The 8,979-nt window shown below is 70.4% G+C and carries 11 protein-coding genes; all 11 read left to right on the forward strand.

Annotated features, from left to right (window positions below; genetic code table 11):
- Positions 1–758 (forward strand): cell division protein FtsZ (locus tag ADBZ5U_RS12275; protein ID WP_526265818.1); only part of this gene is annotated, 758 nt, incomplete at its 5' end.
- 19 nt (positions 759–777) lie between these two features.
- Entirely contained in the window at positions 778–1,485 is a 708-nt protein-coding gene (gene pgeF / locus ADBZ5U_RS12280; RefSeq protein WP_526265820.1) for a peptidoglycan editing factor PgeF, read from the forward strand.
- Between the two features lie 11 nt (positions 1,486–1,496).
- On the forward strand, positions 1,497–2,273 hold the full coding sequence (locus tag ADBZ5U_RS12285; RefSeq protein WP_526265822.1) for a YggS family pyridoxal phosphate-dependent enzyme: 777 nt from the start codon (positions 1,497–1,499) through the stop codon (positions 2,271–2,273).
- Between the two features lie 79 nt (positions 2,274–2,352).
- Positions 2,353–3,081, forward strand: coding sequence for a cell division protein SepF (locus ADBZ5U_RS12290; protein ID WP_526265824.1), 729 nt, complete (start codon positions 2,353–2,355; stop codon positions 3,079–3,081).
- A 105-nt stretch (positions 3,082–3,186) separates the two neighbouring features.
- A complete protein-coding gene (locus ADBZ5U_RS12295; protein ID WP_526265827.1) occupies positions 3,187–3,477 on the forward strand; it encodes a YggT family protein in 291 nt (96 codons plus the stop codon).
- A 144-nt stretch (positions 3,478–3,621) separates the two neighbouring features.
- A complete protein-coding gene (wag31, locus tag ADBZ5U_RS12300) occupies positions 3,622–4,377 on the forward strand; it encodes a DivIVA-like cell division protein Wag31 (RefSeq protein ID WP_526810583.1) in 756 nt (251 codons plus the stop codon).
- 9 nt (positions 4,378–4,386) lie between these two features.
- Positions 4,387–5,184: a hypothetical protein gene (locus ADBZ5U_RS12305; RefSeq protein ID WP_526810585.1), complete on the forward strand. Its 798-nt coding sequence runs from the start codon at positions 4,387–4,389 to the stop codon at positions 5,182–5,184.
- 28 nt (positions 5,185–5,212) lie between these two features.
- A complete protein-coding gene (locus ADBZ5U_RS12310; RefSeq protein ID WP_526810587.1) occupies positions 5,213–6,592 on the forward strand; it encodes a TIGR01777 family oxidoreductase in 1,380 nt (459 codons plus the stop codon).
- A gap of 36 nt (positions 6,593–6,628) precedes the next feature.
- Entirely contained in the window at positions 6,629–7,771 is a 1,143-nt protein-coding gene (locus tag ADBZ5U_RS12315; RefSeq protein ID WP_526810589.1) for a 4Fe-4S dicluster domain-containing protein, read from the forward strand.
- Entirely contained in the window at positions 7,764–8,612 is an 849-nt protein-coding gene (locus ADBZ5U_RS12320; protein ID WP_526810591.1) for an FAD/NAD(P)-binding protein, read from the forward strand. Before ADBZ5U_RS12315 ends, ADBZ5U_RS12320 begins: the two co-directional genes overlap by 8 nt.
- Positions 8,612–8,979, forward strand: a 368-nt coding sequence (locus ADBZ5U_RS12325; RefSeq protein WP_526810593.1) for an NADH-quinone oxidoreductase subunit B family protein, incomplete at its 3' end; no start/stop codon positions are given. The genes ADBZ5U_RS12320 and ADBZ5U_RS12325, both read left to right, overlap by 1 nt.

Raw genomic sequence — 8,979 nt, forward strand, 5'->3', positions numbered from 1 at the left:
GCTGCGACACCCTGATCGTGATCCCCAACGACCGGCTGCTGCAGATGGGCGACGCCGGAGTCTCGCTGATGGACGCCTTCCGCAGCGCTGACGAGGTGCTGCTCAACGGCGTCCAGGGCATCACCGACCTGATCACCACCCCGGGCCTGATCAACGTCGACTTCGCCGACGTCAAGGGCGTCATGAGCGGGGCCGGCACGGCGCTGATGGGCATCGGTTCGGCCCGCGGCGACGGCCGGGCCCTGAAAGCCGCCGAGATGGCGATCAACTCTCCGCTGCTCGAGGCGTCGATGGAAGGCGCACTGGGAGTGCTGATGTCCATCGCCGGCGGCAGCGACCTGGGCCTGTTCGAGATCAACGAGGCCGCCTCGCTGGTCCAGGAGGCGGCGCACTCCGATGCCAACATCATCTTCGGCACGGTCATCGACGACTCGCTCGGCGACGAGGTGCGGGTCACGGTGATCGCCGCCGGCTTCGACGCCACCAGCGCGAGCCGCAAGCCGATCATCATCGGCGAGGCCACCACCGGGGCGGCTATGGCGCCGGCGACTCAGGTCGAGCCCGCCGGACCGGTTCTCCCACCGCCGACGATCTCCACGACCCACACCTTCGCTCCGGCCGGCGCGGGCGCGGTCGGCAACACCCCGCTGTTCGAGGCGCTGGAGCCGTTGACCGCGGTGTCGGCACGGACCAACGGTTCGTCACCGTTCGGCGACGAGGACGACGACGTGGACGTGCCGCCGTTCATGCGGAACTGAGCGTGAGAGCGGTGGGACTGTGACCGTCCGCATCCGCCGCGTAACCACCACCCGTTCCGGCGGGGTTTCGGCGCCACCGTACGACTCGTTCAACCTGGGCGACCACGTGGGGGACGACCCGGTCGCGGTGGCCGCCAACCGGGCCCGGCTGGCCTCGGCGGTCCGCCTTGCCCAGGACCGTGTGGTGTGGATGCACCAGGTGCACTCCGCCCATGTGGAGGTTGTCGACGGACCCCGTGAGACGGCGTTCGACGCCACCGACGCACTGGTCACCGACGTGCCGGGGCTGGCACTGGCCGTCGTGACCGCCGACTGTGTGCCGGTCCTGCTGTCCGACGCCCGCGCCGGTGTGATCGGCGCCGCCCACGCCGGTCGGGTCGGCGCGGCCGACGGCATAGTGCTGCGCACCCTGGAGGCCATGCGGGACCTGGGCGCCGACCCGGCGGACATCTCGGTGCTGCTCGGCCCGGCTGTCAGCGGGCCGAACTACGAAGTCCCCGCCGAGATGGCCGCCGAGGTCGAAGCCCGGCTGCCCGGCAGCCGGACCACCACCGCCCGCGGCACCCCGGCGCTGGACCTGCGCGCGGGCATCGCACGGCAACTCGCCGGAGCCGGGGTGACCGCGATCGACATCGATCCGCGCTGCACTGTCGCCGACCCGGCGTTGTTCAGCCACCGCCGCGACAACCCGACCGGGCGGCTCGCGTCACTGATCTGGATGCAGTGACGGCCGGGGACATGACGGACGGGTACATGACGGCCGGGGACACCGGCCGGGTGGCGGAACTGACCGCGGCACTGGCGTCGGTCCGGTCCTGGCTGGCCGCGGCGGCCGAGGCCGCCGGCCGGGCGCCCGCCGACATCATGCTGCTGCCGATCACCAAGTTCTTTCCGGCCGCCGATGTCGCCGTTCTGTGGCGACTGGGCTGCCGGGCCTTCGGGGAGTCCCGCGAACAGGAGGCCGTGGCGAAGATCGCCGAATTCGAACTGCTGGTGCCGGGGCCACGGCCCGGTGGGCAGCCCCGCTGGCACATGGTCGGCCGGATTCAGCGGAACAAGGCCAAACACATTGCGGCATGGGCCGATACGGTGCATTCGGTATCCACCGGCAAGGTGGTCGACGCGCTGGCCAAGGGTGCCGCGCAGGCGCTCGCCGAGGGCCGAAGGCGCGATCCGCTGCGGGTGTTCGTCCAGATCAGCCTCGACGGCGACACCGCCCGCGGCGGGGTCGACATCGGTGATCCGGCGGCGGTGGACCAGATCTGCGGCCAAGTCGCCGACGCCGAGGCGCTCGAACTCGTCGGGTTGATGGCGGTTCCGCCGCTGGGCGCCGACCCCGACGCCGCCTTCGCCGCACTGGCCGAGGAACACCGCCGGATCCGCACCGCCCATCCGGGGGCCACCGAACTGTCGGCCGGGATGTCCGGCGACCTCGAAGCCGCGGTGCGACACGGCTCAACGTGTGTGCGTGTCGGTACGGCCCTTATGGGCAGACGTCCTCTAACGTCTCCCTGAGTAGTCACTCCAGTCACAGGTTCATCACGAACATCGAGCACCACAGGCACTTAACTCAGGCTTCAGAAGGGTCACGAGGATGAGCACTCTGCACAAAGTCAAGGCTTACTTCGGCATGGCGCCGATGGACGATTACGAGGACGAGTACTACGACGACGACGACCGCGACACCGGCCGCGGCCGAGGCCCCGCGCGCCGGGGCGCCGACCGGTTCGTCGAGGAGAGCTACGAGGAATCCCGGCCCGAGGTCCGTGCCGGCGGCCGCTACGACGACGTGCGCGGCGCCGGCCGCTACGACGACCCCCGGATGGGTGGCCACGACTACGACGACCGCGACGCCGACTATCCGCCGACCGGAGGATTCCGGGCCGCCGGCGGCTACTCCGAGGAGCCGAGGTTCCGCGGCCGCGAGTTCGACCGCCCGCCCGTCGCCTCCTCCCAGCGCTTCGGGCCGCTCCGCGGCTCGACCCGCGGCGCCCTGGCGATGGATCCCCGGCGGATGGCCATGCTCTTCGAGGAGGGCAGCCCGCTGTCGAAGATCACCACGCTGCGGCCCAAGGACTACAACGAGGCCCGCACCATCGGCGAGCGTTTCCGTGACGGTCAGCCGGTGATCATGGACCTGGTCTCGATGGACAACGCCGATGCCAAGCGCCTGGTGGACTTCGCCGCCGGACTGGCCTTCGCACTGCGCGGATCCTTCGACAAGGTGGCCACCAAGGTGTTCCTGCTGGCGCCGGCCGACGTCGACGTCACCGCCGAGGAGCGGCGTCGGATCGCTGAGGCCGGTTTCTACGGCAATCAGTGACCGCCGGGTCGTGCGCGAGAGTCGGTAGGCTGTCGTCGCGCCCCGCGGTGCCGGCCTAGACCGGCCCGCCGGCGCGACCGCCCCCCGACGCAAAGGACCCCCCGAGTGAAGCCGTTGTTCGAGATCGTTGGCTTCGCGTTGTTCCTGTTCTGGTTGTTGCTTATCGCGCGGATCGTGGTGGAGTTCATCCGGTCCTTCAGCCGGGACTGGCACCCGCGAGGTTTCACGGCGGTGATCCTGGAGGCCATCATGACCGTCACCGATCCGCCGGTGAAGCTGCTGCGTCGGATAATTCCGCAGCTCACCATTGGTGCGGTGCGCCTGGACTTCTCCATCATGGTGCTGCTGCTGCTGGCTTTCCTGGGCATGCAGCTGGCCTTCAGCGCCGCCGCGTAAATTCTGAAAATCGCTCTTAATTCGAGTATGCCCTGCAACCGGCGGGTCTGGTGTGACAGGATGGACGCCAGTTACAGCTCGGAACGACCGCCCTCGGCGCAGAGCGGTCCGACAACCACCGTTTGAAGATCGGAAGGGCAGACCATGCCACTGACACCGGCCGACGTGCACAACGTGGCGTTCAGCAAGCCGCCCATCGGCAAGCGAGGCTACAACGAGGATGAGGTCGACGCCTTCCTCGACCTGGTCGAGAGCGAACTGTCGCGGCTGATCGAGGAGAACGCCGATCTGCGTCAGCGGGTGAGCGAGCTCGACTCCGAACTGGCTTCGGCGCGCTCCGGGGTGATTCAGACGCCAGTCGTCTCGTTCCAGCAGCCCGAGCCCGAAGTGGTCGTGCACACCGAGATCGACACGGGCGCATCCGAAGAGAACGCGATGCGGGCCGCCCGGGTGCTGAGCCTCGCCCAGGATACCGCCGACCGGCTGACCAGCACGGCTGCCGCCGAGGCCGAGAAGCTCGTCTCGGACGCCCGTGCCAGCGCCGACCAGATCCTGTCCGAGGCGCACTACATCGCCGACACCACGGTCAACGACGCCCGGCAGCGGGCCGACGCCATGCTGGCCGATGCCCAGAGCCGGTCGGAAGCCCAGTTGCGGTCTGCTCAGGAGAGGGCGGAGATCCTGCAGTCCGACGCCGAGCGCCGGCACACCGAGCTGATGACGAGCGTCAGCCAGCAGCGCACGGTGCTGGAGGGCCGTCTCGAGCAGCTCCGGACCTTCGAGCGCGAGTACCGCACCCGGTTGAAGACCTACCTGGAGTCCCAGCTCGAGGAGCTGGGGCAGCGCGGTTCGGCCGCACCCGTCGACAACGGGGACGTCGGCTACACGCAGTACCAGTAAGGTCGCGCCGTGCTGATCGTCGCGTCGGCTCTCGCGGTGATCGGCCTCGCGGCGCTGGTGGCTGCCGTTGCGACGAGCAACGAGCTGATCGCCTGGGTGTGTATCGGTGCGAGCGGGCTCGGGGTCCTGCTTCTCGTCGTCGACGCCGTCCGCGACCGGGCGAACCGACGGTCGGATGGGCTGGCGGCTCTGGCCGCCGCGCCGGAGGAGACCACACAGGTCATCGAGACCACACCGGTCATCGAAGCGGTGGAGGTCGCCGAGACCGTCGACGTCGAAGCGCCTGACGCCGCCGCGGAGGACTCGTTCGGCGGTCCGGCCGAGGAAGACCATCCCGACGAACTGGTCTACGACACCCCCGATCACGACACCCCCGGCGACGACGAAGCCGTCTTCCCCGAGCCCGCCGAGGAAGCCGCCGTCCACATCGTCGGCGAGCCCGAGACCGCGTACATCGTCGGCGAGCCCGAGACCGCGTACATCGTCGGCGAGCCCGAGACCGCGTACATCGTCGGCGAGCCCGAGACCGAGTACATCGTCGGCGAGCCCGAGACCGAGTACATCGTCGGCGAGCCCGAGACCGCGTACACCGTCGGCGAGCCCGAGACCGAGTACATCGTCAGCGAACCCGACGGCGTCCACATCGTCGGCGAGGAGTACTCCGACGCGTCGGCCCCCGAGGTCCGTTACATCACCGGCCCGGAGGGCAGCGACACCACGGTGGTGTACACATACACGGAGAGCGCCGAAACCGAGTACATCGACAACGCGGATTCGCCGGTCCGCGGTGAGAGCGGCGACCGGTGACCCCGCACCGCGCAAGAGGGGCCACCGGATGAGCATCGAATACGCCAGCGTCCTCGACCACCCACTCGATGAGGTATTCGCCTGGCACACCCGTCCCGGCGCCATGCGCAGGCTGGTTCCACCGTGGCAGCCGATGAAGGTGATCAAGGAAACCGAGTCGCTGGCCGACGGCACCGCGATCCTCGGCCTTCCCGGGGGGGTGCGCTGGATAGCCCGCCACGATCCCGCGGGCTACGATCCGCCGAACCAGTTCGTCGACGTGCTGTCTTCGGACGGCCTGATGACCGGCTTGAGAACACTGCCCCCCCGCACGATCGGCTGGTGGCGGCACACCCACCGCTTCAGCGAGGCCGGCCCCGGCAAGACCCGGATGCTCGACGAGGTCCACACCACCGTGCCGGGCCTGGCGCTGCGCTCGACCTTCGCCTACCGGCATCGCCAACTCGCCGAGGATCTCGCCGCGCACCGCGACGCCGCCACCGCCGGCGCCGGACGACTGGTCGTCGCAATCACCGGTTCCTCGGGGCTGGTCGGCACCGCGCTCGCCGCCTTCCTGTCCACCGGCGGCCACCGGGTGATTCGTCTGGTCCGCGGCGAGCCGGCCAACGAGGACGAAAGGCGCTGGGACCCAATCCATCCCGCCGCCGACCTGCTCCGCGGAGTCGACGCCGTGGTGCATCTGGCCGGGGAGTCGATCGCGGGCAGGTTCAACGACGCGCACCGGCGGGCCATCCGCGACTCCCGGATCCAACCCACCCGCAGGCTGGCCGAGATCGCGGCCGCCACCCCCGGCCTCGGCGTGCTCGTCAGCGCTTCGGCGATCGGCTTCTACGGGCATGACCGCGGCGACGAGGTTCTCGACGAGAACAGTTCCCGCGGACGCGGATTCCTGGCCGACGTGGTCGCCGACTGGGAGGCTGCCACCCTGCCCGCCGCCGAGACCGGCCGCCGGGTGGTGCTGGTGCGGACCGGGATCGTGCAGTCCGCCGCCGGCGGGACGCTCCGGTTGCTGCGGCCGCTGTTCGCCGCGGGCCTGGGCGGGCGGCTGGGCAGCGGCCGGCAGTGGCTGTCCTGGATCGGTATCGACGACCTGCTGGACATCTACTACCGGGCCGTCTACGACAGTCGATTGGCAGGCCCGGTCAACGCCGTGGCGCCCAACCCGGTCCGCAACAAGCAGTACACCGAGGTGCTGGCGGCCACCCTCAATCGTCCGGCGCTGCTGCCGGTGCCCTCGATCGGGCCGCGACTGCTGCTGGGCAAGCAGGGCGCGGTCGAACTCGCCGGGGCCGATCAGCGGGTCATGCCCGCGACCCTGCAGGCGCTGGGGCACCGGTTCCGGCAGTCGACCGTGGAAGACGTCCTGGCCCATCAACTGGGCCACGACCCGGCCACCGGGCTGCTGTAGGACGCACGCATCGGCCGATTAGGGCACGATGGGTTTATGGCGTCCGGCCCGGGTCTGATCGACGGTGCGGGACTGCACGGTCTGGTCGAGGAGTTGCGCCGCCGCGGATTCCGGGTGGTGGCACCCGTGCTGCGGGCCGACGCGATCGTGCTGGCCGAAATCGAAACCGCCGCGGAGTTGCCGTACGGCTGGGGTGTGGACGTCGCCCCCGGCAGCTACCGGGTGCGGGCCCGGGCCGACCGGGCCGCGTTCGGGCACTCGGCCGGCCCGCAGTCCTGGAAGCAGTTCCTGCATCCGCCGCGCCGGCGGGTGTGGTCCTCTGACGGTGACGATGACGATGACGGTGACGGCGTCGGTGCCGAGTCCGAGCCCGGCCCCCGTTACGCCTTTTTGGGGGTGCGGGGCTGCGATCTCGCCGCGATCGGCGTGCTGGACCGGGTGCTGGCCGGGGGTCCGCACCCGGATGACTCCTACACCGGCCGGCGCGGCGGGGTGTTCATCGTCGGGGTCAACTGCACCGAACCCGGCGGTCTGTGTTTCTGCGCCTCGATGGGAACCGGCCCGGCCTGCGGGCCGGGCCGTTCCGACCTCACGCTGACCGAACTCGTCGACGGCGAGGCGGTCCGCTACCTGGTCGAGGTGGGCAGCGACCTGGGCGCCCGGGTGCTGGATGCCATTCCGCACCGGGCGGCCGAGCCCGGCGAGATGCGGACCGCCGCCGACGAGATCGCCTCGGCGGCAACGAGGATGGGCCGCCGGATGCCGGAGACGGACCTGCGACAGCTGTTGATCGACTCGCGCCGGTCGCCGCACTGGGCGGAGGTGGCCGACCGCTGCCTCACCTGCGGCAACTGCACCATGGTGTGTCCGACCTGCTTCTGCACCTCCGTCACCGACGTCACCGACGTCACCGGCGGGCACGCCGAACGGTGGACGGAGTGGGCGTCCTGTTTCGAGATGGACTTCACCTTCGTCCACGAGGGTCCGGTCCGCCGGTCCGGTCCGTCGCGATACCGGCACTGGCTCACCCACAAGCTGAGTTCGTGGCACGACCAGTTCGGCAGCTCGGGCTGCGTGGGCTGCGGCCGCTGTGTCGCCTGGTGTCCCACCGGGATCGACATCACCGAGGTGATGGCGGTCCTGCAAACCGAACGAGACGGGGAACGAGGCGATGACTGAGCCGACCGTCCGCCCCCAGCTGACCTCGAGCATGGTCCCGGTGCCCTTCCGCGTCCGCTCGCGGGTGGTGGAGAACGCCGATTCGGTCACCCTCGCCCTGGAACCGGTCGAGGCCCCGTTGCCCCGGGGGACCCCGGGGCAGTTCATGATGCTTTACGCCTTCGGCGTCGGGGAGATAGCGGTCTCGTTCGCCGGGCTGCATCCCGACGGCGCCATCACCCACACCGTCCGCGCGGTCGGGGCGGTCAGTGCCGCACTGTGCGGCGCCCGGCCCGGTTCTACCATCGGGGTGCGCGGACCGTTCGGCACCGGTTGGGGACTGGAAACCGCGGCCGGGTGCGACCTCGTCATCGTCGCCGGCGGTGTCGGCCTGGCCCCGCTGCGGCCCGTCGTGCACGCAGCGCTGGCGCAGCGGGACCGATACGGGCGGGTCATCCTCATCGCGGGCGTCCGCGCGCAGGGGGAGTTCCTCTATGCCGCCGAACTGGCGGGCTGGCAGCGGAACCCGGCGATCGAGCTGCACCGGACCGTCGATGTGCCGATCCACGGCTGGGTCGGCGAGACGGGCTTGGTCACCGAACCGCTGCGCCGGCTGACCCTTCGGACCGACCGGACCACAGCCTTCCTGTGTGGGCCGGAACCGATGATGCGGTTCAGCGCGATGGCTCTGCGGGACAAGGGGATCGGAGCCCGGGACATCAGGGTGTCGCTGGAGCGCAACATGCAGTGCGGCACCGGCTGGTGCGGGCATTGCCAACTCGGCCCGCTGCTGCTGTGCCGCGACGGACCGGTGGTCGGCTACGACGTCGCCGGGCCGCTGCTGGAAGTCGAGGAGCTGTAGTGACGGCCCGCGGCGCCCGGTGGGCGGGGGCCGAGCGGCCGGGGAACCCCCCGACCCTGGCGGTGTGGAAGTTCGCGTCCTGCGACGGATGCCAGCTGACCCTGCTGGACTGCGAGGACGAACTGCTGACGCTGGCCGAGCAGGTCCGGATCGCCACCTTCGCCGAAGCGTCCAGCGCCGTCGTCGCCGGACCCTACGACGTCTCGCTGGTCGAGGGTTCGATCAGCACCGCGGTCGACGAGCGCCGGATCGCCGAGATCCGCGCCCAGTCCGGCGTGCTGGTCGCCATCGGGGCCTGCGCGACCGCCGGGGGGATCCAGGCGCTGCGCAACTTCGCCGACGTCGGCGAGTTCACCTCGGTGGTCTA

This window comes from Mycobacterium sp. (genome assembly GCF_040398885.1).
GTDB lineage: Bacteria > Actinomycetota > Actinomycetes > Mycobacteriales > Mycobacteriaceae > Mycobacterium.